Below are 22,073 nucleotides of genomic sequence, written 5' to 3'. Positions count from 1 at the left end.
GAGCACCGGCAGATGAGCAATGGTCCCCGCCCGACCGGGTGATACCCGGGCCGTTTGTTCCGTACGCCGGGCGGAGACAACACATATGACGGATCGTTCGGAAATATCGGTCCACTGCTCGGTCCACTGCTCAAGGGACCGGCAAGGCCCGGAAGGCTCTTCGGACATGGCGCTCGCCCAGCCCGAACCTGGGGGCATATCCCGTGCCGGTCACGGGACGGGGCCGCTGCCGGAGCGGATCGCACCGCTGCGCGGCTCACTCGCCACGACCGCCTGCATGGAGACCCTGCAGGTGGGATACCTCCACGCGGTCGCGGCGGCGGCCGGGTGCTCGCTCGCCCAGCCGTTCCCGGACAACGGGATCGACTGGCACGTCAGCCACGGCGCCCCCGGCCACGCCGTCGACGACGAAGTGACGATCAAGGTGCAGCTCAAGTGCACCTACCAGACGGCCCCGCGCCCGGCCGGGCCCGCCTTCTCCTTCACCCTGGACAACGACCACCTGGTGAAGCTGGCCCGCACCCCGGTGGCGGTGCACAAGATCCTCGTCGTGATGCTGGCGCCACGACGGCCCGAGGAGTGGCTGCGCGCCTCCCACGACTGCCTCGAACTGCGGCACTGCTGCTACTGGATCAACCTCGCCGGCCACCCCGTGACGGGCCGGCGCAGGACCACTGTCCGGATCCCGACCGCACGGATCTTCGACGACCGCGCGCTCTGCGAGATCATGACCCGCGTCGGGGTGGGAGGGAGACCTTGATGCACCGGCCGTCCGACGAGCCCGTACGACCGCAGCCGCGGGACGCCGGGGGACCGCCGCCCCGCGGCGCCTCACCCGACCCCGAACAGCTGGACCCCGCCGTCCTCTCCGCACTGCTGGCCCGGCACGGCTGGCGGCGGCGGGGCGGCGCGGCCGGCCGCTACAGCCGCTGGACGCCGCCCGGGCCCGGTGCCGGCACCAGCCTGCTGGTACCGGAGCACCGTGCCTTCCCCGACAGCGCCGACCTGCTGGCCGAAGCCCTCACCGCGCTGTCCCGCAGCCCCGCCCCCTCCGCCCGTGACGTTCTCGTCGGCCTCTCCGTGCCCAGCGACGAGATCCGCTGGTGGCGCCAGGTGCCGGAGGACGGGGGCGGCGCCGCGCCGTGGCCCGCTCACGAGCGGCTGCGGGCCGGGGCCCGGGCGATGCTCCTCGCCGGTGCGCTCGCCGCCCGCGGCCGGGCCGGCTACCACGGGGCGCGCCACCGGGTGCAGGCCGAAGCGGCCCTGGAGCCGGTGCTGGTCGGGGCCGGGCCGGGTGACGGGCGCCGGCTGACGGTGTTCGTACCGGTGAGCAGCGGGCGGGCCACCGTCACCACCCTGCTGCGCGCCCTGCAGGCCGCCCGCGACGCAACCGACTACCAGCGCGCCACGGGCGGAATGGAGGCCTTCGACGCGGCCGTCGGGATGGGCATGTGCCACGAGCTGGCCGAGTCGGTCGTGGCTCTCGTCCGGGGCTCCGAGGGGCTGCGGGTGACGCTGGACTGGTCACCCGCGGCCGGTGTGCCGGAGGGCTTCGCCCGCCGGCCCGAGCCGGTGGAGTTCTCCCCCGGGGACCTGCCGGCGCTCCGCGAGGCCGGAGCGCGGTACGCCCGCGACGAACCCTCCGTCCCGGTGCGGGTCACCGGCGCGGTGGTGCGGATGCGCCGCTCGGCGCCCTCGGGGCCGGGCACGGTACGGCTGCGGGTGCTCGCCGGGGCCGATGTGGCCCAGGTCCGGGTGGCGCTCGACGAGGACGCGTACCGGATCGCCGGGCAGGCCCACCTGATCGGCCTGCCCATCCGGGTGAGCGGCCGGCTGGAGAGCCGCGGCGGCTTCCGCCGGCTCACCGGGGCCTCCGGGGTGGTGCCGGTCCCGGTGGACGAGGCCGAGCGGGACCGGCTGATGAAGTCCCTGCAGGAGAACCTCGGCTTCTTCGAGGAGGCCTGCGGGGGCGACGACTGACGACTGCGACGACTGACGAATCGGGCCCGGGCGGGGAGCCGCCCGACAGGTCCGCCCCGGGACCGCCGCCGTGCGGCTGAGGCCCGGCCGGGGAGTCAACCCCGCTCCCCGGCCGTGCCCCGGCGGCCGTCGGTACGCGGGATCCGGAGCCCGGAAGCCCGGGGCCTCCGCCGCAGCCGAGGCGCCGAGCCGCGCCCGCCGGGGAGGCGGACGTTGCGGGCCCGGCCGTGGCGGGAGCCGCCGCGGCAGCTCCGCCCCCGGCGAGGCCGTGCCGCTCAGAAGATCTGCGACTTCCGGTGCCGGTAGAGGTCCCGGAGCAGCGCGATCTCCGCGCCGTGATGGATGGCCTCGCGGTTGATGTGCAGCACCAGCGTGGCCATCGGCACCTCGGCGTACGGCCCCTCCGCCGGGCCGCAGGGCCGGGCCAGCTCCTCCTCGCCGAGGCCGCGCGCCCCCGCCGTCCACGCCGCGTACGCCGTGTCGAGCTGCGCCAGGGCCTCCTCGGCCGTGCCCGCGTAGGTGAAGCTCCGGTAGTCGACGGGCGGACCGCCGAAGTGCGAGCCGACCCGCGCCCCGAACACCCCGACGATCAGATGGGCCAGCCGCCAGGCGACCGTCGTCACCCGTGGCGGATCGGGCTCGGGGACGGCGTAGTCGATCGTGAGGTCGCCCGCGCCGGCGGTGATCGGAGCCGTGCTCTCGCCCCGGGGCCGCAGGCTCCAGCAGCCGGGGACCGGCTCCCAGAAGTACTCGTCGTCGGAAAGCCCGTCCAGGCGCGGGCGCAGCTGGTTCCGCCAGTGCAGGTCGAGCTGCTCGACCAGTTGCTCGTTCCAGTCGATTGCCATGCCCGCCACGCTACGGCCTGCGACGGCGCGTCCCCGGCGCACCGGGCCGGGGCCCGGCCCGGTGGTGCGCCACCCTTTAGCGGTCGGCCGGTCCGGCTCGGTACGATTCAGGGCGCGCAGCGTCCGCTGTCGCCCCCCATGAGTCAGGAGAGACCGGTGTCAGACGTCCGTGTGATCATCCAACGCGATTCCGAGCGGGAAGAGCGCGTGGTGACCACGGGCACCACGGCGGCGGAACTCCTGGGCGGCGACCGCAGCATCGTCGCCGCGCGCGTGGGCGGCCGGCTCATGGACCTCGCGTACGAGGTCGCCGAGGGCGACGAGGTCGAGCCGGTGCTGATCGGCTCCCCGGACGGCCTGAACATCCTGCGGCACTCCACCGCCCACGTCATGGCGCAGGCCGTGCAGGAGCTCTTCCCCGAGGCCAAGCTGGGCATCGGCCCGCCCATCAAGGACGGCTTCTACTACGACTTCGACGTCGAGCAGCCGTTCCAGCCGGACGACCTCAAGCGCATCGAGAAGAAGATGCAGGAGATCGTCAAGCGCGGGCAGCGCTTCGCGCGGCGTGCCGTCTCCGACGACGCCGCCCGCGAGGAGCTGGCCGAGGAGCCGTACAAGCTGGAGCTGATCGGCCTCAAGGGCTCCGCCGCCGAGGCCGCCGAGGGCGCGTCCGCCGAGGTCGGCGCCGGTGAGCTCACCATGTACGACAACCTCGACCCGAAGACCGGCGACCTGTGCTGGAAGGACCTCTGCCGCGGTCCGCACCTGCCGACCACCCGCGTCGTCCCGGCGTTCAAGCTGATGCGCTCCGCCGCCGCCTACTGGCGCGGCAGCGAGAAGAACAAGCAGCTCCAGCGGATCTACGGCACCGCCTGGCCGTCCAAGGACGAGCTGAAGGCGCACCTGGAGTTCCTCGCCGAAGCCGAGAAGCGCGACCACCGCAAGCTCGGCTCCGAGCTGGACCTCTTCTCCATCCCCGAGGACATCGGCTCCGGCCTCGCGGTCTTCCACCCCAAGGGCGGCATCATCCGCCGGGTCATGGAGGACTACTCCCGCAAGCGGCACGAGGAGGCGGACTACGAGTTCGTCTACACCCCGCACGCCACCAAGGGGAAGCTGTTCGAGAAGTCGGGCCACCTGGACTGGTACGCCGACGGCATGTACCCGCCCATGCAGCTCGACGAGGGCGTGGACTACTACCTCAAGCCCATGAACTGCCCCATGCACAACCTGATCTTCGACGCGCGGGGCCGCTCGTACCGTGAACTTCCGCTGCGGCTCTTCGAGTTCGGCACGGTCTACCGCTACGAGAAGTCGGGCGTCGTGCACGGCCTGACCCGGGCCCGCGGCTTCACCCAGGACGACGCGCACATCTACTGCACCCGTGAGCAGATGGCGGACGAGCTGGACTCGCTGCTCACCTTCGTGCTGAACCTGCTGCGCGACTACGGCCTGGAGGACTTCTACCTGGAGCTGTCCACCAAGGACCCGGAGAAGTTCATCGGCTCGGACGAGAACTGGGAGCAGGCCACCCAGGCGCTCCGCGAGGCCGCCGAGAAGCAGGGCCTGGACCTGGTCATGGACCCGGGCGGCGCCGCGTTCTACGGCCCGAAGATCTCCGTTCAGGCGAAGGACGCCATCGGGCGCACCTGGCAGATGTCCACCATCCAGGTCGACTTCAACCTGCCCGACCGGTTCGACCTCGAGTACACCGCCGCCGACGGCTCCCGGCAGCGTCCGGTGATGATCCACCGCGCGCTGTTCGGCTCCATCGAGCGGTTCTTCGCCGTGCTGCTGGAGCACTACGCGGGCGCCTTCCCGGCCTGGCTCGCCCCGGTCCAGGCCGTCGGCATCCCGATCGGCGACGACCACGTCCCGTACCTGAAGGAGGTCGCCGCCAAGCTCCGGGCCAAGGGCATCCGCATCGAGGTGGACGGCTCCTCCGACCGGATGCAGAAGAAGATCCGCAACGCCCAGAAGTCGAAGGTCCCGTTCATGCTGATCGCGGGCGACGACGACGTCTCCAAGGGCGCGGTCTCCTTCCGTTACCGCAACGGCGAGCAGAAGAACGGCGTGCCGGTCGACGAGGCCGTCGCCGAGATCCTGCAGGCCGTCGAGGACCGCGTCCAGGTCTGATCAGCCGCGCCCGCCCCCGGAGTCCGGACCCGTTCCGCCGCTCTCCGGGGGCGTACGGCTCTCCGGGGGCCGGTGTGTCTCCTCCACCTGCTGCCGGTAGCTCTGCACCAGCCAGGAGGAGAACACCCCGACCACCGCGCCGATCAGCCCGACGCCGACGGCCATCAGGACGGTTGCCACGACCCTGCCGAGCGGCGTCACGGGCACCACGTCCCCGTAACCGGTGGTGGAGAGCGTCACGCACGCCCACCACGCCGCGTCACCGAACGTGGTGATCGTGGCCCCGGGGGCGTGGCGCTCCGCCTGATAGACGGCCAGGGCGGCGGAGTAGCCCAGCAGCAGGGCGGTCAGCAGCGTCAGCGACATGACCTGGCCCTCCAGGCTCATGCGCGGTTCCCGGCGGCGTGACTGCGCCGCCGCGTAGGCGTGCACCATCCGCAGCGGGCGCAGCAGTGGCAGCAGCAGCACCAGCAGATCCAGCCAGTGGCGCCGGACGAACTCGCCCCGGGGCCGGCTGAGCGCCAGCCGGCCGAAGTAGTCGATGCCGAAGACCGTCCACGTCCCGACGGTCACCGAGAGCCAGAAGTCGTGCCAGCCCGGTGACAGGCCGGGGACCAGCACACGCACCGAGTACGCCGTGAGGTACAGCAGGGATGCCAGGAGCAGCGGGAGCTGCACGCGCCGCTCCCACTGCTGCACCCGGCTGTTGTCGTCCATCGGTTCAGCATCCCGGCCCGGGCCGCGGCATCCGCCCCGGCGACACGCCGCGAACGGGCGAAGTCATATGCTGCACACCATGACGAGTGAGCCGGAACAGCAGATCGGAGTGGGGACGCAGGACGCGTTCCAGCGCCTCTGGACGCCCCACCGGATGGCTTACATCCAGGGGGAGAACAAGCCGACGGGGCCGGGCGCCGGGGACGGCTGCCCGTTCTGCACCATCCCGGAGAAGTCCGACGAGGACGGCCTCGTCCTCGCCCGGGGCGAGCACGTCTACGCGGTGCTGAACCTGTACCCGTACAACGGCGGGCACCTCATGGTCGTCCCGTTCCGGCACGTCGCCGACTACACCGACCTCGACGCCGCGGAGACCGCCGAGCTGGGCGAGTTCACCAAGGCGGCCATGCGGGCGCTGCGCACCGCGTCCGGGGCCCACGGCTTCAACATCGGGATGAACCAGGGCACCGTCGCCGGCGCCGGGATCGCCGCGCATCTGCACCAGCACGTGGTGCCGCGCTGGGGCGGGGACACCAACTTCATGCCGGTCGTCGGCCACACCAAGGTGCTGCCGCAGCTCCTCGCCGACACCCGCCGGATGCTGGCGGAGGTCTGGCCGGCCTCCTGAAACGCGCGACGGGCCCGACCGCGCGGCGGACGGGCCCGCAACCGTGCCGAAGGGCCCGCGGGAGCGCTCCCCACGGGCCCTCGTGCGTCTCGTGCCGCTGCCGGGCGGCTACGCGTTGTAGACGTCGGCCTGCCGCGGCTCCGCGCCCTGCACCGCGCCGCTGAGGAAGGTCGAGCGGGTGCCGAAGTTCTCGGTGTCCACGCCGTTCTCCGCCAGCACCTTGATCGCCGCCGAGTGCACCACCCGCAGCACCGGGGTGGCCGCCCGCAGCGCGTCGTCGGCCATGAAGCGGTGCCGCCACGGCTGGTCCGCCCAGGCGTGCCGCAGGCCGAACGGCTCCGGCAGCGACAGCTTCCCGCCGAGGTAGTCGAGGACCGACGGGAACCAGGTGAGCGGGGCGCGCGCGGACAGCCGCACCACCTCCCGGGGATCCACCAGCGGCAGGTTCACCGTCCGGGTCTCCCAGAACTTGACGCTCTTGGAGACCTCCTTGGTCTTCGCCGCGGGCTTGGTGGTGAACAGCGGGTGCACCGGCCCCAGCGCGTGGCCCGTCACCTCGATCCGCAGCGTGTGGTGCAGCACGGTGACGGTGACCAGCAGGGTGATCACCAGCTGGCCGTCCCACAGCACGAACTGGACGCCCAGGTAGTGCCGGTTGCCGCTGCCGAACTGCTGCTCGTTGCAGATGCGCTGCATCTCGGCGCTCTTGATCTGGAAGTGGTCGGTCTCCGTGCCGTTCGGCCGGGACACCTCGCCGGCGTTCTCCCCGATCGGCGACACCACCCAGTGCGTCACCGAGGGGGGCGGGAAGCCGCCGGTGTGCAGCGGCCCGCGCTCCAGCAGCCGCAGCTGGTCGTGGACCGCGCGGATCACGTCCCAGCTGCGGAACGGATTGATCTCCTTGTCGGGGTCGCTGGAGACCAGCTCCTCCGCCAGGTGCCAGCTGCCCCAGCGGGTGCCCATGCCGAGTATCCCCTTGGGGCCGGCGTAGAAGACCAGATTGCTGCGCTGCTCGGCGCTGAGCATGGCCAGGCCCTGCCGGAGCCGTTCGGCGCTGGTCTCGTTCGGGTTGCCCGGCACCGCCTCGGGGATCTTCGCTCCGATGCCGCCGCCCGACAGCAGCCCCTCCCAGCGCTCCCGGAGGTCCTTCGCGGTGCTCTCGCAGATCCGCTTGGCCACCAGCCAGCCGACCACCGGGACGAGCATGACGAACCGCAGGTAGAGCGAGAGCGCGCCGGTCATCGGCGGCTTCAGCAGCAGCATCACCGCCAGGCCGCCCACCGCCACCAGCACGACGCTCCCCAGCGCCCCCGCACCCGACTTCTGCCCCCCGGCCAGCGTCCGGCGCAGCTGGAACGCGGCGAGCCACACCAGCATGCCCGGCAGGAACAGCAGCCCGAAGACCGCCATCACCACGGTCAGCCGGGCGTCGCGCTCCTTGCGGATCCGGTTGGCGGCCAGGCAGTGCTCGACGACGGCCTGTGGTTCGGTGCCGAAGGACTGGATCAGCGCGGGCCGGGCGCCGCCCAGCATCCGCACCTGGACGGCACGGGAGAAGGCCTCACCGAGGTTCGGCTCGAACAGGGACAGTTTCGGCGCCGTGATCTTGGACTTGTGCCACTCGTTGTTCGCCTTCAGCACGTCCGCGACCGGGCTGTCCCGGTACGCGGCGGAGGCCAGGGCACTGGTCGCCGCCGTCTGCCCGTCGGAGCCGGACAGCGGGACCTGTGCCCCGGGACTGAAGTCGAAACTGCCCTCTGTCACTACCGCCCCCAACACCGCTCGGTATCCGCTGCTGCGGCTCTTCCCGGCAGCAACGCCCCGCACACCTTCTGAACTGCATCTCAGCGTATCCGCGGTGAGCCGCCCGCCGCACGGCAGTTGAGGCGGGCGGCAGGTCAACTATGCGCCGGATCCCGCCTGTTCGCGGATCTTGGCGGCGAGCTGCGGCGGCATCGGCTCGTGCCGCGAGTACGCACGGCTGAACCGTCCGGTGCCGTGCGACAGGGACCGCAGGTCCACCGCGTACCGGCCGATCTCGATCTCGGGGATCTCCGCCCGGACGAGGGTGCGCCCCGCCCCGGCCTGATCGGTGCCGACCACCCGGCCCCGGCGGCCCGAGAGGTCGCTCATGACCGGGCCGACGTAGTCGTCCGCGACCAGCACCTTGACCTCGGCGTACGGCTCCAGCAGATGGATGTGGGCCTCGGCCGCCGCCTCGCGCAGCGCGAGTGCGCCCGCCGTCTGAAAAGCGGCGTCGGAGGAGTCGACCGAGTGCGCCTTGCCATCCAGCAGGGTGACCCGGACGTCCACCAGTTCGTACCCGGCGGCGACCCCGCGGAGGGCCTGGGCCCGGATGCCCTTCTCCACCGAAGGGATGAATTGCCGCGGCACGGCACCGCCGACGACCTTGTCCACGAACTCGATGCCGGAGCCCGCCGGCAGCGGCTCCACCTCGATCTCGCAGATCGCGTACTGCCCGTGCCCGCCGGACTGTTTGACGTGCCGGCCGCGCCCCGCGGACCGTTCGCCGAACGTCTCGCGCAGCGACACCCGGTGCGGTACGGCGTCGACCCGGACGCCGTACCGGCTGCGCAGCCGTTCCAGCGCCACGTCCACGTGGGCCTCGCCCAGACACCACAGCACCACCTGGTGGGTGTCGGGATTCTGCTCCAGCCGCATCGTCGGGTCCTCGGCGACCAGCCGGGACAGCCCCTGGGAGAGCTTGTCCTCGTCCGGCTTGCTGTGTGCCTCGATCGCCACCGGCAGCAGCGGGTCGGGCATCACCCACGGCTCCATCAGCAGCGGATCGTCCTTGGCCGACAGGGTGTCGCCGGTCTCGGCGCGGCTCAGTTTCGCCACACAGGCCAGGTCGCCCGCGATCGCCTGGGGCAGCACCCGCTGCTGCTTGCCGAACGGGGCGGAGAGGGCGCCGATGCGCTCGTCCACGTCGTGGTCCTCGTGGCCGCGGTCCTCCAGGCCGTGGCCGGACACATGCACCGTCTCGTCGGGGCGCAGCGTCCCGGAGAACACCCGGACCAGACTGATCCGGCCCACGTACGGGTCGGAGGTGGTCCGGACCACCTCCGCGGCCAGCGGCCCGTCCGGATCGCAGGCCAGGGCGGGCCGGGGCGCGCCGTCCGGGGTGGTGACCGCGGGAGCCTCGCGCTCCGGCGGCGTCGGGAACCCGCCGGTGATCAGCTCCAGGAGCTCCACCGTCCCGATGCCCTGCCGGCTGCCCTCGGCCGCGGGGGCGGCGGCCAGCACCGGGTGGAACGTCCCGCGGGCGACGGCCCGTTCCAGGTCCTGGATCAGCGTCTTGACGTCGATCTCCTCGCCGCCGAGGTAGCGGTCCATCAGGGTCTCGTCCTCGCTCTCGGCGATGATCCCCTCGATGAGCCGGTTGCGGGCCTCCTCGATCAGCGGCAGGTGCTCGGGGGCCGGTGCCTGTTCGGTCCGTTCCCCCGAGGAGTAGTCGAAGACACGCTGCGAGAGCAGGCCGATCAGCCCGGCCACCGGCGCGTGCCCGTCCGGGCCCTCCTCGCCGTGCAGCGGGAGGTAGAGCGGCAGCACCGCGTCCGGGTCGTCGCCCCCGAAGGCCTCGCCGCACACCGCCGTCATCCCCTCGAAGTCGGCGCGCGCCGATTCCAGGTGGGTCACCACGATCGCCCGCGGCATGCCCACCGCGGCGCACTCCTCCCACACCATGCGGGTCGAGCCGTCCACGCCGTCCGCCGCCGAGACGACGAAGAGGGCCGCGTCCGCTGCCCGCAGACCGGCCCTCAACTCCCCGACGAAATCGGCGTATCCGGGGGTGTCCAGAATATTGATCTTGACTCCGCCCCACTCCACCGGAACGAGGGAGAGCTGTACCGAACGCTGCTGGCGGTGTTCGATCTCGTCGTAGTCGGAGAGCGTGCTGCCGTCCTCGACCCGGCCCGCCCGGTTCACCGCGCCCGCCGCGAGGGCGAGGGCTTCCACCAGCGTCGTCTTTCCGGAGCCGCTGTGGCCGACCAGCACCACATTCCGAATGGCGGAGGGCCGGTCGGCCGTCGCCGCCCTGCCGGCGGCCCCGGGGTGGGTGTTCGTCTTGTCGCCCATGTGCGTCGCCTCCCGGTCTGCACCTGTTGCGTTCTTCGAGCTTTCCACCCCCGTCACGATGCGTCCATACGTCGTACCCGCGGCAGCGGGCGCGGGTGCCCCGCAGTGCGCCGGTGCGGGCCTGGCTACGATGGGGCCACCGGTGGCCACTGGGGCCGCGCGGCGCCCCCTACCCTCCGGGAAGGCCATGCTGAACAAGTACGCGCGTGCGTTTTTCACGCGTGTTCTCACACCGTTCGCCGCGCTGCTGTTGCGCCTGGGGGTCAGCCCGGACGCTGTGACCCTCGCCGGGACCACCGGTGTGGTGGTGGGTGCCCTGGCCTTCTTCCCCCGCGGGGAGCTCTTCTGGGGCACCATTGTGATCACCCTGTTCGTCTTCTCGGACCTGGTGGACGGCAACATGGCCCGGCAGTTGGGCAGGTCGAGCCGGTGGGGTGCCTTCCTGGACTCCACGCTCGACCGGGTCGCGGACGCCGCGATCTTCGGTGGGCTCGCGCTCTGGTACGCGGGCCGCGGGGACGACCTGCTGCTCTGCGCCGTCACGATCTTCTGCCTGGCCAGCGGGCAGGTCGTCTCGTACACCAAGGCGCGGGGCGAGAGTATCGGCCTGCCGGTGAAGGTGAACGGCCTGGTGGAGCGGGCCGAACGGCTCGTGATCACGCTGGTCGCGGCCGGACTCGCCGGGCTGCACACGTTCGGTGTGCCGCACATCGGCATCCTGCTGCCGATCGCGTTGTGGATCGTCGCCGTGGGCAGTCTGGTCACGCTCGGGCAACGGATGGTCACCGTACGCCGGGAGGCCGCGGAGGCCGACGGCGCGGCCGCCGCACAGGGGAGTGAGGCGACATGAAGCACCGGATCACCGACGCGCTGTACGGGCTCGGCTGGGGCACGGTCAAGCACCTGCCGGAGCCGGTGGCCACGGCGCTCGGCCGGCAGATCGCCGACACCGTCTGGAAGCGCCGCGGCAAGGGCGTGCTGCGGCTGGAGTCCAACCTCGCCCGGGTCGTCCCGGACGCGGGCCCGCAGCGCCTCGCGGAGCTGTCCCGGGCCGGTATGCGCTCGTACCTGCGCTACTGGATGGAGTCCTTCCGGCTGCCGGCCTGGAGCAAGGAGCGGGTGGCGGGCGGCTTCGAGGTCAAGGACGTGCACCTGCTGGAGGAGGGGCTGGCGAGCGGCCGCGGGGTGATACTCGCGCTGCCCCACCTGGCCAACTGGGACCTCGCCGGCGCCTGGGTCACCACCGCGCTCGGGGTGCCCTTCACCACGGTCGCCGAGCGGCTGGAGCCCGCGACGCTCTACGACCGGTTCGTCGCCTACCGCGAGGGACTGGGCATGGAGGTGCTGCCGCACAGCGGCGGCAGCGCGTTCGGCACCCTCGCCCGGCGGCTGCGCGCCGGCGGTCTGGTCTGCCTGGTCGCCGACCGGGACCTGTCCGCCTCCGGCGTCGAGGTCTCGTTCTTCGGCGACGAGGCCCGGATGCCCGCCGGCCCCGCGATCCTCGCCCAGCAGACCGGCGCGCTGCTGCTGCCCGTCACCCTCTGGTACGACGGGACGCCGGTCATGCGCGGCCGGATCCACCCGGCCATCGAGGTGCCGGAGGGCGGCGACCGCACCTCGCGCACCGCCACGATGACCCAGGCCCTGGCCGATGTGTTCGCCACGGGCATCGCCGAGCACCCCGAGGACTGGCACATGCTCCAGCGGCTGTGGATCAAGGACCTCGAGCCCCGCCCCGACCGCCCGGCCGCCCCCGGAACGGAGACCGAGACCGGAACGGAGACAGCGTGAGGATCGGCATCGTCTGCCCGTACTCGTGGGACGTGCCGGGCGGCGTCCAGTTCCACATCCGCGACCTGGCCGAGCACTTGATCCGGCTGGGCCACGAGGTGTCCGTCCTGGCCCCGGCGGACGACGAGACCCCGCTGCCGCCGTACGTGGTCTCCGCCGGGCGGGCCGTCCCGGTGCCGTACAACGGCTCCGTGGCCCGGCTGAACTTCGGCTTCCTCTCCGCCGCGCGGGTGCGCCGCTGGCTGCACGACGGCGACTTCGAGGTGCTGCACATCCACGAGCCCACCTCGCCGTCCCTGGGGCTGCTCTCCTGCTGGGCGGCGCAGGGGCCGATCGTGGCGACCTTCCACACCTCGAACCCGCGCTCCCGCGCCATGATCGCCGCGTATCCGATCCTGCAGCCCGCGCTGGAGAAGATCAGCGCGCGCATCGCGGTGAGCGAGTACGCCCGGCGGACCCTCGTCGAGCACCTGGGCGGGGACGCGGTCGTGATCCCCAACGGCGTCGAGGTGGACTTCTTCGCCGGCGCCGAGCCCAAGCCCGAGTGGCAGGGCGACACCGCCCGCGCCGCCGCGCAGCAGGCCGACGGTGACACCGACGGGCCCGCCCCGGCCGCGGGCGAGGGGCGGACGATCGGCTTCATCGGCCGGATCGACGAACCCCGCAAGGGCCTGCCGGTACTGATGAAGGCGCTGCCCGGGATCCTCGCCCAACGGCCGGAGACCCGGCTGCTGGTCGCCGGGCGCGGCGACGAGGAGGAGGCCGTCGCGGGGCTCCCCGCGGAGTTCCGGGACCGGGTCGAGTTCCTCGGCATGGTCAGCGACGAGGACAAGGCGCGGCTGCTCCGCAGCGTCGACCTCTACGTGGCGCCGAACACCGGCGGCGAGAGCTTCGGGATCATCCTCGTCGAGGCCATGAGCGCGGGCGCCCCGGTGCTCGCCAGCGACCTGGACGCGTTCGCCCAGGTGCTCGACGGGGGACAGGCCGGGGAACTGTTCACCAACGAGGACGCGGACGCGCTGGCCCGCAGCGCGGTGCGGCTGCTGGGCGACCCGGCACGCCTGGCCGAACTGCGCGAGTCGGGCAGCCGGCACGTCCGGCGGTTCGACTGGGGGACGGTCGGCGCGGACATCCTCGCGGTCTACGAGACGGTGACCGACGGCGCGGCCTCGGTGGCGGCCGACGACCGCACCACGGGGCTGCGCGCCCGGCTGGGGCTGGCCCGCGGCTGACGCCGCTCCCGCGGCCCGCCGCCGGCGCGGACACGGAGGCGGTGCCCGGGGGTCCGCACCTCACGATCCGCCGCGGCTCGGCCCGCCCCGGGCGTTCGGGCCGGCTGCCGTGTGCGGGTGCGTGCCGCGGCGGCCGGTACTGTGACCCGGCGTGAGCACCTTGATCTGGATCGCCGTCGCCCTGCTCCTCGTCGGCGTCTACCTCAGCTGGACGGCCGGCCGCCTCGACCGGCTGCACGCCCGGATCGACGCCGCCCGGGCCGCGCTCGACGCCCAACTGCTGCGCCGCGCCTCGGTGGCCCAGGAACTGGCCACGGCCGGGGTGCTCGACCCGGCCGCGTCGATCGTGCTCTACGAGGCCGCGCACTCCGCCCGCCAGGCCGAGGAGGAGCACCGTGAGGTCGCCGAGAGCGAGCTCAGCCAGGCGCTGCGGGCGGTGTTCGCGGAGACCCAGCAGGTCGAGGCGGTGCGCGAGGCTCCGGGCGGCGAGGAGGCGGCCGGGGAGCTGGCCGCGGCCGTCCGCCGCGTCCCGATGGCCCGGCGCTTCCACAACGACGCCGTACGGGCCGCGCGGGCGCTGCGGCGGCACCGCACCGTGCGCTGGTTCCGGCTCGCCGGACACGCGCCGTTCCCGCTGGCCTTCGAGATGGACGACGAGCCCCCGGCGGCGCTCGCGGACCGACCGACCTGAGCGGTGCGGGGCCCGCCCGCGAAGGACGCCCGCCCCGGCCGGTCCGCCGGTGACCGTCCCGGCGGCGACTCGCCGGAACCCGCCGCGTACCGCTGACCGCGGTCCACGCCGCCCCGGCCCCTGCGGGCCACCGGCGGACGATTGGCCCTTGTCGCCGACCCGCTCGGCAGGGTTGTCTCGTCCGTGCAGCAGTGCGGCGGCCCGCCCGGAACCGGATGGCCGGTCCGGGGCGGGTTCGAACGGGCCTACGATGGGCCCATCGCACATTCGTCATCGAGTGAGGTCAAACCGTGTCCACCACGCCCCCCAGCACGTCCGCCAACGCCTCCAGCGGGACTCCCGAGACCGGCACCGCGCGCGTCAAGCGCGGCATGGCCGAGCAGCTCAAGGGCGGCGTGATCATGGACGTCGTCACGCCGGAGCAGGCGAAGATCGCCGAGGACGCCGGTGCCGTGGCGGTCATGGCCCTGGAGCGGGTGCCCGCCGACATCCGCAAGGACGGCGGCGTGGCCCGGATGTCCGACCCGGACATGATCGACGGCATCATCAACGCCGTCTCCATCCCGGTGATGGCCAAGTCCCGGATCGGCCACTTCGTCGAGGCCCAGATCCTCCAGGCGCTCGGTGTGGACTACATCGACGAGTCCGAGGTCCTCACCCCGGCCGACGAGGTCAACCACAGCGACAAGTTCGCCTTCACCACCCCGTTCGTCTGCGGTGCCACCAACCTGGGCGAGGCCCTGCGCCGCATCGCCGAGGGCGCGGCCATGATCCGCTCCAAGGGCGAGGCCGGCACGGGCAACGTCGTCGAGGCGGTCCGCCACCTCCGCCAGATCAAGAACGAGATCGGCAAGCTGCGCGCCTACGACAACAACGAGCTGTACGCCGCCGCCAAGGAGCTGCGCGCCCCGTACGAGCTGGTCAAGGAGGTCGCGGAGCTCGGCAAGCTGCCGGTCGTGCTGTTCTCCGCCGGTGGCGTCGCCACCCCGGCCGACGCCGCGCTGATGCGCCAGCTCGGCGCCGAGGGCGTCTTCGTCGGCTCCGGCATCTTCAAGTCGGGCGACCCGGCGAAGCGCGCCGCCGCGATCGTGAAGGCCACCACCTTCTACGACGACCCGAAGATCGTCGCCGATGCCTCCCGCGGCCTGGGCGAGGCCATGGTCGGCATCAACTGCGACACCCTCCCCGAGACGGAGCGCTACGCCAACCGCGGTTGGTGACAGCCGGTTCGCGGCCGCGCCGCGGTTCCACCGACTCCCCGATGGACGGCCCGCGGCGCCCGCGGGCCGTCCATCGGCCGTCCACCCCACGCATCGCTTGAGAGGCCCACCGTGTCCACCCCAGTCATCGGCGTCCTCGCCCTCCAGGGCGACGTCCGGGAGCACCTCGTGGCGCTCGCCGAGGCCGACGCCCAGGCCCGCCCCGTCCGCCGCGCCGAGGAACTCGCCGAGGTCGACGGCCTGGTGATCCCCGGTGGCGAGTCGACCACCATGTCCAAGCTGGCGATCGCCTTCGGCCTGCTGGAGCCGCTGCGCGAGCGGGTGCGCGCGGGTATGCCGACGTACGGCACCTGCGCCGGCATGATCATGCTGGCGAACAAGATCCTGGACGGCCGGGAGGACCAGGAGACCGTCGGCGGCATCGACATGATCGTGCGCCGTAACGCCTTCGGGCGGCAGAACGAGTCGTTCGAGGCCGCGGTGGACTTCACCGGCGTCGACGGAGGCCCGGTCGAGGGCGTCTTCATCCGGGCGCCCTGGGTGGAGTCGGTCGGCGGCGCGGTCGAGGTCCTCGCCACGCACGAGGAGCACATCGTCGCGGTGCGTCAGGGGCAGGTGCTGGCCACGTCGTTCCACCCGGAGCTGACCGGCGACCACCGGGTGCACCGGCTGTTCGTGGACATGGTCCGCGGCGCCTAGGCTGTCCTGCGCGCACGAGGAGACGAGCGGATCCCGGTAGGATCACAGGGGTTCGTTCAACATTGGTTACGTGAAGGAGACAGGCGGATGTCCGGCCACTCTAAATGGGCTACGACGAAGCACAAGAAGGCCGTGATCGATGCCAAGCGCGGCAAGCTCTTCGCGAAGCTGATCAAGAACATCGAGGTCGCGGCCCGCACCGGCGGCGGTGACCCGGACGGCAACCCCACGCTCTACGACGCCATTCAGAAGGCGAAGAAGAGCTCGGTCCCGAACAAGAACATCGACAGCGCGGTCAAGCGCGGAGCGGGCCTCGAGGCCGGCGGCGCCGACTACGAGACGATCATGTACGAGGGCTACGGGCCGAACGGTGTCGCGGTGCTCATCGAGTGCCTCACCGACAACCGCAACCGGGCCGCCTCGGACGTCCGCGTCGCCATGACCCGCAACGGCGGTTCGATGGCCGACCCGGGCTCCGTCTCCTACCTCTTCAACCGCAAGGGCGTAGTGATCGTCCCCAAGGGCGAGCTGACCGAGGACGACGTGCTCGGCGCGGTCCTCGACGCCGGCGCGGAGGAGGTCAACGACCTCGGTGAGAGCTTCGAGGTGATCAGCGAGGCCACCGACCTCGTCGCGGTCCGCACCGCCCTCCAGGGCGCCGAGATCGACTACGACTCGGCCGACGCCAACTTCGTCCCGACCATGCAGGTCGAGCTCGACGAGGACGGCGCGCGCAAGATCTTCAAGCTGATCGACGCGCTGGAGGACAGCGACGACGTGCAGAACGTCTTCGCCAACTTCGATGTGTCCGATGACGTCATGGCCAAGGTCGACGCCTGACGGCCGGTCACTTCCGCATCCGGCGACGGGCCGACGGGGACACCCCGTCGGCCCGTCGGCGTTGTGCGCGGCCGTTGTCCGAGCCGACCGATAACCTGCGGGAACACATGAACGAGGCCGGGAGCGACGGCCGGAGGGGAGGGGCCGCGATGCGGGTGCTGGGCGTGGACCCGGGGCTGACCAGGTGCGGAATCGGCGTCGTCGACGGCGTCGCGGGCCGCCCGCTGCGCATGCTCGGCGTCGGTGTCGTCCGCACCCCGGCCGACGCCGAGATCGGGCAGCGCCTGGTCCTCATCGAGCAGGGCATCGAGCAGTGGCTGGACGAGCACCGCCCCGAATACGTCGCCGTGGAGCGGGTGTTCAGCCAGCACAACGTGCGGACGGTGATGGGCACCGCCCAGGCCAGCGCGGTCGCCATGCTCTGCGCGTCCCGGCGCGGGCTGCCCGTCGCCCTGCACACGCCGAGCGAGGTCAAGGCCGCCGTCACCGGCAGCGGCCGGGCCGACAAGGCGCAGGTCGGGGCGATGGTCACCCGCCTGCTGCGGCTCGACGCGCCGCCCAGACCGGCCGACGCCGCCGACGCCCTGGCGCTCGCCATCTGCCACATCTGGCGCGCCCCCGCCGTCAACCGTCTCCAGCAGGCGCACGCGGCCGCCCGCCGCGGCTCCGTCCAGCACCCCGGCCTCCGGTCCCGGGCACCCCAGAAGGGCACCACCCGATGATCGCCTTCGTCAGCGGCCCGGTCGCCGCGCTCGCCCCGGACTCCGCCGTCGTCGAGGTCGGCGGCGTCGGCATGGTGGTCCAGTGCACCCCGGACACCCTGTCCGGACTGCGCGTCGGCCAGGAGGCCCGGATCGCCACCTCGCTGGTGGTCCGCGAGGACTCCCTCACGCTGTACGGCTTCCCGGACGACGACGCCCGGCAGGTCTTCGAACTGCTGCAGACCGCCAGCGGCGTGGGCCCCCGGCTCGCCCAGGCGATGCTCGCCGTGCACGCCCCGGACGCGCTGCGCCGGGCCGTCTCCACCGGCGACGAGAAGGCGCTCACCGCCGTGCCCGGCATCGGCAAGAAGGGTGCCCAGCGACTGCTGCTGGAGCTCAAGGACCGGCTCGGCGAGCCGCTCGGAGCCCCCGCCGGGGCCCGCGGCGTGGGCAGCGCCGTCACCTCCTCCTGGCGCGACCAGCTGCACGCCGCGCTGATCGGCCTGGGCTACGCCACCCGCGAGGCGGACGAAGCGGTGGACGCCGTCGCCCCGCAGGCCGAGGCGGCCACGGCCGAGGGCACCGCCCCGCCGGTGCCGCAGCTGCTGCGCGCGGCCCTGCAGACCCTCAACCGCAGCCGTTAGGGGCGCGGCGTGGGGATCAGGCCGGATCGGCGTGGGGCCTCCGGTGCCAGGGAGACCTCCCACGGGCACCGGGCGCGCCACGAGCCCGGCAGGATGCACCGCGCCGGCCCCTGGCAACCGTGCGCCGACCACCGTCGACAGATCCGAACCACATCGCGAGGCGAACCGCAGTGAACTGGGACGACACCACCCCCGAGGCACCGGAGCGACTGGTCGAGGCCGTCGCCGATGGCGAGGACCAGGCCATCGAGGCCGCGCTGCGGCCCAAGGACCTGACGGAGTTCGTCGGCCAGGAACGGGTCCGCGAACAGCTCGACCTGGTGCTGCGGGCGGCCCGGCAGCGCGGCGCCACGGCCGACCACGTCCTGCTCTCCGGCGCGCCCGGCCTCGGCAAGACGACGCTTTCCATGATCATCGCCGCGGAGATGGGCGCCCCGATCCGCATCACCTCCGGCCCCGCCATCCAGCACGCGGGGGACCTCGCCGCGATCCTCTCCTCACTCACCGAGGGGGAGGTGCTGTTCCTCGACGAGATCCACCGGATGTCCCGCCCCGCCGAGGAGATGCTCTACATGGCGATGGAGGACTTCCGGGTCGACGTGATCGTCGGCAAGGGCCCGGGCGCCACCGCCATCCCCCTGGAGCTGCCGCACTTCACCCTGGTCGGCGCCACCACCCGGGCCGGGCTGCTGCCGCCGCCGCTGCGGGACCGCTTCGGCTTCACCGGCCACATGGAGTTCTACGAGCCGGCCGAACTGGAACGCGTCATCCACCGCTCCGCCCGGCTGCTGGACGTCGGCATAGAGCCCGAGGGAGCCGCGGAGATCGCCGGCCGGTCCCGCGGCACCCCCCGGATCGCCAACCGTCTGCTCCGCCGCGTCCGGGACTACGCACAGGTCAAGGCGGACGGCATGGTGACCCGGGAGGTGGCCGTCGCGGCCCTCGGGGTGTACGAGGTCGACGCCCGCGGCCTGGACCGCCTCGACCGCGCGGTGCTCTCCGCCCTGCTCAAGCTGTTCGGCGGCGGCCCCGTCGGCCTGTCCACGCTCGCCGTCGCGGTGGGGGAGGAGCGTGAGACGGTGGAGGAGGTCGCCGAGCCGTTCCTCGTCCGCGAGGGGCTGCTCGCCCGGACGCCCCGCGGCAGGGTCGCGACCCCCGCGGCCTGGGCGCACCTCGGGCTGACACCGCCCCAGCAGGGCGGCGCCGGCGCGGGACAGCAGGGGTTGTTCGGAGCGTGACCACGCCGTGACGGCGCGGAGACTCGCCGCGGGGGGAACCCCGGTGACATGCTGTGCGTTGTTCCACCGGTGCGGACTCGCCTAGACTCCGCCGATGCCGTCCGGAGCGGACGGCCGAAACCATCCCCGAAGACCAGGCCGCCGTAGGCGCGCGGTCGTGCGAAGGATTTCCGGCCCGTGAATATCGTGACTCTCCTCCCGTTCATCGTGCTCATCGGGGCCATGTTCCTGATGACCCGGTCGGCGAAGAACAAGCAGCGCCAGGCCGCGCAGATGCGCGACCAGATGCAGCCGGGTACCGGCGTCCGCACGATCGGCGGCATGTACGCCACCGTCAAGGAGGTCGGTGACGACACCGTCCTCCTCGAGGTCGCTCCCGGCGTCCACGCCGTCTACGCCAAGAACTCCGTCGGCGCGGTCCTCGAGGACGCCGAGTACAACCGGATCGTCCACGGCATCGAGCCCGAGGGCGACCTCAAGGCCGACGGCCCGTTCGTTCCGGACGACGCCTCCACGCTGACCGACGGTGATGCGCCCGCCACGACCGGCTCCGACTCGGCCAAGATCGACCTCGGCAAGTCCGACGCCGCCGACGCGAAGGCGCAGGACGCCGAGCAGGGCGAGCCGAAGGACGCCAAGGCGGACGGCGACGCCGACGCGAAGTAAGCCCTCCGGCGGGCCGCGCCGCGCCCCGCGGGGGAACCGCTCCACCGAGGGCGGCATCCTCCTGTGCGCGCAACGCGGCCCCCGGACGGTTTAGGCTCCGGCGGGGGGTACGTCCCCACACACACTTCGTGGCCGCCCGCGAATGACCTGCGGGGCGGTTGGACAGGGAGAATCGAGAAGGTGGCAGCACCGAAGAAGGGCCGGAAGCCCTCCGGGGGCCAGGGCAGGCCGGGGCGTGCCCTGGCCTTCATCCTGATCGCCATGGTGGCGTTGACCGGAGGCATCTTCATCTCCGGGCACACCACACCGCGCCTGGGGATCGACCTCGCGGGTGGCACGAGCATCACGCTCACGGCGAAGAACCAGCCGGGCCAGAAGAACGCGATCAACCAGACCAACATGAACACCGCGGTCAACGTCATCGACCGCCGTGTCAACGGCCTGGGCGTCACCGAGTCCGAGGTTCAGACCCAGGGCAAAGAGAACATCATCGTCAACATCCCCCGGGGAACGAACGAGAAGCAGGCCCGGAAGCAGGTGGGCACCACCGCCCAGCTGTTCTTCCGCCCCGTGCTGACGATCGCCCCCGGCGGGAAGACCCCGGCCCCCACCCCGAGCCCCTCCGCGAAGGACAAGGCGTCCGGCCGGGACAAGCCCGCCACCGGTGACGGGGCCGAGAAGTCCGCGTCCCCGTCGGCGAGCCCGACCACCCAGGGCCGCGCCGTCACCGACGCGCTGAAGGCCGACGCCACGCCGAAGGCCGCTCCTTCCGGCAAGCCGTCCGCCAAGCCCCAGCCCTCCACGCCCCCGGTGCCGCAGCCGCAGCCCGGTGCGAACGTGCCGCCCGCGCTGCAGAAGAAGCTCGCCGCGGTCGACTGCACCAAGCCGACGGAGCGCGCCCAGGCCGGACAGGGCGTCCAGTCCTCCGAGCCCACCATCGCGTGCAGCGACGACGGCAAGCAGAAGTACGTGCTCGGCCCGTCCGACGTCGCGGGCACCGAAGTCACCGACGCCAAGGCCGGCTTCGACAACCAGCAGGGCAACGGCTGGCTGGTCCAGCTCGACTTCAACGACAAGGGCTCGAAGCAGTTCGCCGCCTCCACCGGCAAGCTCGCCGCCCAGCAGGCGCCGCAGAACCAGTTCGCCATCGTGTTGGACGGCCAGGTCGTCTCCGCGCCGAGCGTCCAGTCCTCCATCACCGGCGGCAACGCCGAGATCTCCGGCAACTTCACCCAGCAGACCGCCGAGGACCTGGCCAACGTCCTCTCCTACGGTGCGCTGCCGCTGACCTTCGAGGAGTCCAGCGTCACGACCGTCTCCGCGGCGCTCGGTGGCGAGCAGCTCCAGGCGGGTCTGATCGCCGGCGCCATCGGTCTGGCCCTGGTCGTCCTCTACCTGGTGGTCTACTACCGCGGTCTGTCGCTGATCGCGATCCTCAGCCTCCTGGTCTCCGCGGCCCTCACCTACACGATCATGACGCTGCTCGGCCCGGCCATCGGCTTCGCGCTGAACCTCCCGGCCGTCTGCGGCGCCATCGTGGCGATCGGTATCACCGCCGACTCGTTCATCGTGTACTTCGAACGGATCCGGGACGAGATCCGCGAGGGCCGGACGCTCCGCCCCGCGGTCGAGCGCGGCTGGCCCCGGGCCCGCCGCACCATCCTGGTCTCCGACTTCGTGTCCTTCCTCGCCGCCGCGGTGCTGTTCGCCGTCACGGTCGGCAAGGTGCAGGGCTTCGCGTTCACGCTGGGTCTCACCACCCTGCTCGACGTCGTCGTGGTCTTCCTCTTCACCAAGCCGCTGATGACGATCCTCGCCAAGCGCAAGTTCTTCGCCAGCGGCCACCCCTGGTCCGGTCTGGACCCGAAACGCCTCGGCGCCAAGCCGCCGCTGCGCCGCAACCGCCGCACCGCCGCCCGTACCGACCACCCGAAGGAGGCGTGA

Annotated in this window: 20 protein-coding genes; 16 read left to right on the top strand and 4 right to left on the bottom strand. The window is 72.5% G+C overall.

Annotation, left to right across the window (positions count from 1 at the left end; translation table 11 throughout):
- Positions 1-166 precede the first annotated feature (166 nt).
- Both ACFYYR_RS08040 and ACFYYR_RS08035 read left to right on the top strand, forming a co-directional pair.
- Positions 167-760, top strand: a complete 594-nt coding sequence (locus tag ACFYYR_RS08040) for a DUF4365 domain-containing protein (RefSeq protein WP_351509257.1) — start codon at positions 167-169, stop codon at positions 758-760.
- Positions 760-1,980, top strand: a complete 1,221-nt coding sequence (locus tag ACFYYR_RS08035; protein WP_388848307.1) for a hypothetical protein — start codon at positions 760-762, stop codon at positions 1,978-1,980. Before ACFYYR_RS08040 ends, ACFYYR_RS08035 begins: the two co-directional genes overlap by 1 nt.
- A gap of 275 nt (positions 1,981-2,255) precedes the next feature.
- Here the strand turns inward: ACFYYR_RS08035 and ACFYYR_RS08030 are convergent, their stop codons facing one another.
- On the bottom strand, positions 2,256-2,825 hold the full coding sequence (locus ACFYYR_RS08030) for a DinB family protein (protein ID WP_388848304.1): 570 nt from the start codon (positions 2,823-2,825) through the stop codon (positions 2,256-2,258).
- Positions 2,826-2,981: 156 nt separating this feature from the next.
- On the opposite strand from ACFYYR_RS08030, the gene thrS reads away from it, so the two are divergent.
- On the top strand, positions 2,982-4,961 hold the full coding sequence (gene thrS / locus ACFYYR_RS08025) for a threonine--tRNA ligase (protein ID WP_388848301.1): 1,980 nt from the start codon (positions 2,982-2,984) through the stop codon (positions 4,959-4,961).
- Here the strand turns inward: thrS and ACFYYR_RS08020 are convergent, their stop codons facing one another.
- Positions 4,962-5,678, bottom strand: a complete 717-nt coding sequence (locus ACFYYR_RS08020) for a potassium channel family protein (protein WP_388848298.1) — start codon at positions 5,676-5,678, stop codon at positions 4,962-4,964. It abuts the gene before it with no gap.
- A gap of 67 nt (positions 5,679-5,745) precedes the next feature.
- On the opposite strand from ACFYYR_RS08020, the gene ACFYYR_RS08015 reads away from it, so the two are divergent.
- Positions 5,746-6,306 carry an HIT family protein gene (locus ACFYYR_RS08015; protein ID WP_388848295.1) on the top strand — a complete coding sequence of 187 codons (561 nt, stop codon included), beginning with the start codon at positions 5,746-5,748 and terminating at the stop codon, positions 6,304-6,306.
- A 108-nt stretch (positions 6,307-6,414) separates the two neighbouring features.
- Here the strand turns inward: ACFYYR_RS08015 and ACFYYR_RS08010 are convergent, their stop codons facing one another.
- Both ACFYYR_RS08010 and ACFYYR_RS08005 read right to left on the bottom strand, forming a co-directional pair.
- Positions 6,415-8,070, bottom strand: coding sequence for a hypothetical protein (locus tag ACFYYR_RS08010; protein ID WP_388848292.1), 1,656 nt, complete (start codon positions 8,068-8,070; stop codon positions 6,415-6,417).
- Between the two features lie 138 nt (positions 8,071-8,208).
- Entirely contained in the window at positions 8,209-10,407 is a 2,199-nt protein-coding gene (locus ACFYYR_RS08005) for an elongation factor G-like protein EF-G2 (protein WP_388848289.1), read from the bottom strand.
- A 130-nt stretch (positions 10,408-10,537) separates the two neighbouring features.
- On the opposite strand from ACFYYR_RS08005, the gene pgsA reads away from it, so the two are divergent.
- The 12 genes from pgsA (at position 10,538) to secD (ending at position 22,073) form a co-directional block, all read left to right on the top strand.
- Entirely contained in the window at positions 10,538-11,257 is a 720-nt protein-coding gene (gene pgsA / locus ACFYYR_RS08000) for a phosphatidylinositol phosphate synthase (protein ID WP_388849243.1), read from the top strand.
- Positions 11,254-12,198: a phosphatidylinositol mannoside acyltransferase gene (locus ACFYYR_RS07995; protein ID WP_388848286.1), complete on the top strand. Its 945-nt coding sequence runs from the start codon at positions 11,254-11,256 to the stop codon at positions 12,196-12,198. The genes pgsA and ACFYYR_RS07995 overlap by 4 nt, the downstream gene beginning before the upstream one ends.
- The gene (locus tag ACFYYR_RS07990; protein ID WP_388848283.1) at positions 12,195-13,430 is read left to right on the top strand and encodes a glycosyltransferase family 4 protein; all 1,236 of its coding nucleotides are present in this window, start codon (positions 12,195-12,197) and stop codon (positions 13,428-13,430) included. Before ACFYYR_RS07995 ends, ACFYYR_RS07990 begins: the two co-directional genes overlap by 4 nt.
- 151 nt (positions 13,431-13,581) lie before the next feature.
- Complete coding sequence (locus ACFYYR_RS07985) at positions 13,582-14,121, top strand: hypothetical protein (RefSeq protein WP_388848280.1); 540 nt, start codon at positions 13,582-13,584, stop codon at positions 14,119-14,121.
- 290 nt (positions 14,122-14,411) lie between these two features.
- The gene (gene pdxS / locus ACFYYR_RS07980; protein ID WP_388848277.1) at positions 14,412-15,341 is read left to right on the top strand and encodes a pyridoxal 5'-phosphate synthase lyase subunit PdxS; all 930 of its coding nucleotides are present in this window, start codon (positions 14,412-14,414) and stop codon (positions 15,339-15,341) included.
- A 111-nt stretch (positions 15,342-15,452) separates the two neighbouring features.
- Positions 15,453-16,040 carry a pyridoxal 5'-phosphate synthase glutaminase subunit PdxT gene (gene pdxT / locus ACFYYR_RS07975; RefSeq protein WP_388848274.1) on the top strand — a complete coding sequence of 196 codons (588 nt, stop codon included), beginning with the start codon at positions 15,453-15,455 and terminating at the stop codon, positions 16,038-16,040.
- Between the two features lie 87 nt (positions 16,041-16,127).
- Entirely contained in the window at positions 16,128-16,880 is a 753-nt protein-coding gene (locus ACFYYR_RS07970) for a YebC/PmpR family DNA-binding transcriptional regulator (protein WP_388848271.1), read from the top strand.
- 149 nt (positions 16,881-17,029) lie between these two features.
- Positions 17,030-17,602, top strand: a complete 573-nt coding sequence (gene ruvC, locus ACFYYR_RS07965; RefSeq protein ID WP_388849240.1) for a crossover junction endodeoxyribonuclease RuvC — start codon at positions 17,030-17,032, stop codon at positions 17,600-17,602.
- Complete coding sequence (ruvA, locus tag ACFYYR_RS07960) at positions 17,599-18,225, top strand: Holliday junction branch migration protein RuvA (RefSeq protein WP_388848268.1); 627 nt, start codon at positions 17,599-17,601, stop codon at positions 18,223-18,225. The genes ruvC and ruvA overlap by 4 nt, the downstream gene beginning before the upstream one ends.
- A 170-nt stretch (positions 18,226-18,395) precedes the next feature.
- A complete protein-coding gene (gene ruvB / locus ACFYYR_RS07955; RefSeq protein WP_388848265.1) occupies positions 18,396-19,463 on the top strand; it encodes a Holliday junction branch migration DNA helicase RuvB in 1,068 nt (355 codons plus the stop codon).
- Positions 19,464-19,640: 177 nt separating this feature from the next.
- Positions 19,641-20,129, top strand: a complete 489-nt coding sequence (gene yajC / locus ACFYYR_RS07950) for a preprotein translocase subunit YajC (protein ID WP_388848262.1) — start codon at positions 19,641-19,643, stop codon at positions 20,127-20,129.
- A gap of 180 nt (positions 20,130-20,309) precedes the next feature.
- Positions 20,310-22,073, top strand: a complete 1,764-nt coding sequence (gene secD / locus ACFYYR_RS07945; RefSeq protein ID WP_388848259.1) for a protein translocase subunit SecD — start codon at positions 20,310-20,312, stop codon at positions 22,071-22,073.

It is taken from the genome of Streptomyces sp. NPDC001922 (assembly GCF_042891165.1).
In the GTDB taxonomy this organism is placed as follows: Bacteria; Actinomycetota; Actinomycetes; order Streptomycetales; family Streptomycetaceae; genus Streptomyces.
The sequence above is the reverse complement of the archived record's forward strand: the minus strand, read 5'-3'. Positions and strand labels throughout refer to the sequence as shown.

Coding starts and splice junctions, on each gene's coding strand:
- ACFYYR_RS08040 (WP_351509257.1), top strand. CDS start 167: ATGGCGCTCGCCCAGCCCGAACCTGGGGGCATATCCCGTGCCGGTCAC.
- ACFYYR_RS08035 (WP_388848307.1), top strand. CDS start 760: ATGCACCGGCCGTCCGACGAGCCCGTACGACCGCAGCCGCGGGACGCC.
- ACFYYR_RS08030 (WP_388848304.1), bottom strand. CDS start 2,825: ATGGCAATCGACTGGAACGAGCAACTGGTCGAGCAGCTCGACCTGCAC.
- ACFYYR_RS08020 (WP_388848298.1), bottom strand. CDS start 5,678: ATGGACGACAACAGCCGGGTGCAGCAGTGGGAGCGGCGCGTGCAGCTC.
- ACFYYR_RS08015 (WP_388848295.1), top strand. CDS start 5,746: ATGCTGCACACCATGACGAGTGAGCCGGAACAGCAGATCGGAGTGGGG.
- ACFYYR_RS08005 (WP_388848289.1), bottom strand. CDS start 10,407: ATGGGCGACAAGACGAACACCCACCCCGGGGCCGCCGGCAGGGCGGCG.
- pgsA (WP_388849243.1), top strand. CDS start 10,538: ATGGGGCCACCGGTGGCCACTGGGGCCGCGCGGCGCCCCCTACCCTCC.
- ACFYYR_RS07995 (WP_388848286.1), top strand. CDS start 11,254: ATGAAGCACCGGATCACCGACGCGCTGTACGGGCTCGGCTGGGGCACG.
- ACFYYR_RS07970 (WP_388848271.1), top strand. CDS start 16,128: ATGTCCGGCCACTCTAAATGGGCTACGACGAAGCACAAGAAGGCCGTG.
- ruvC (WP_388849240.1), top strand. CDS start 17,030: ATGCGGGTGCTGGGCGTGGACCCGGGGCTGACCAGGTGCGGAATCGGC.
- ruvA (WP_388848268.1), top strand. CDS start 17,599: ATGATCGCCTTCGTCAGCGGCCCGGTCGCCGCGCTCGCCCCGGACTCC.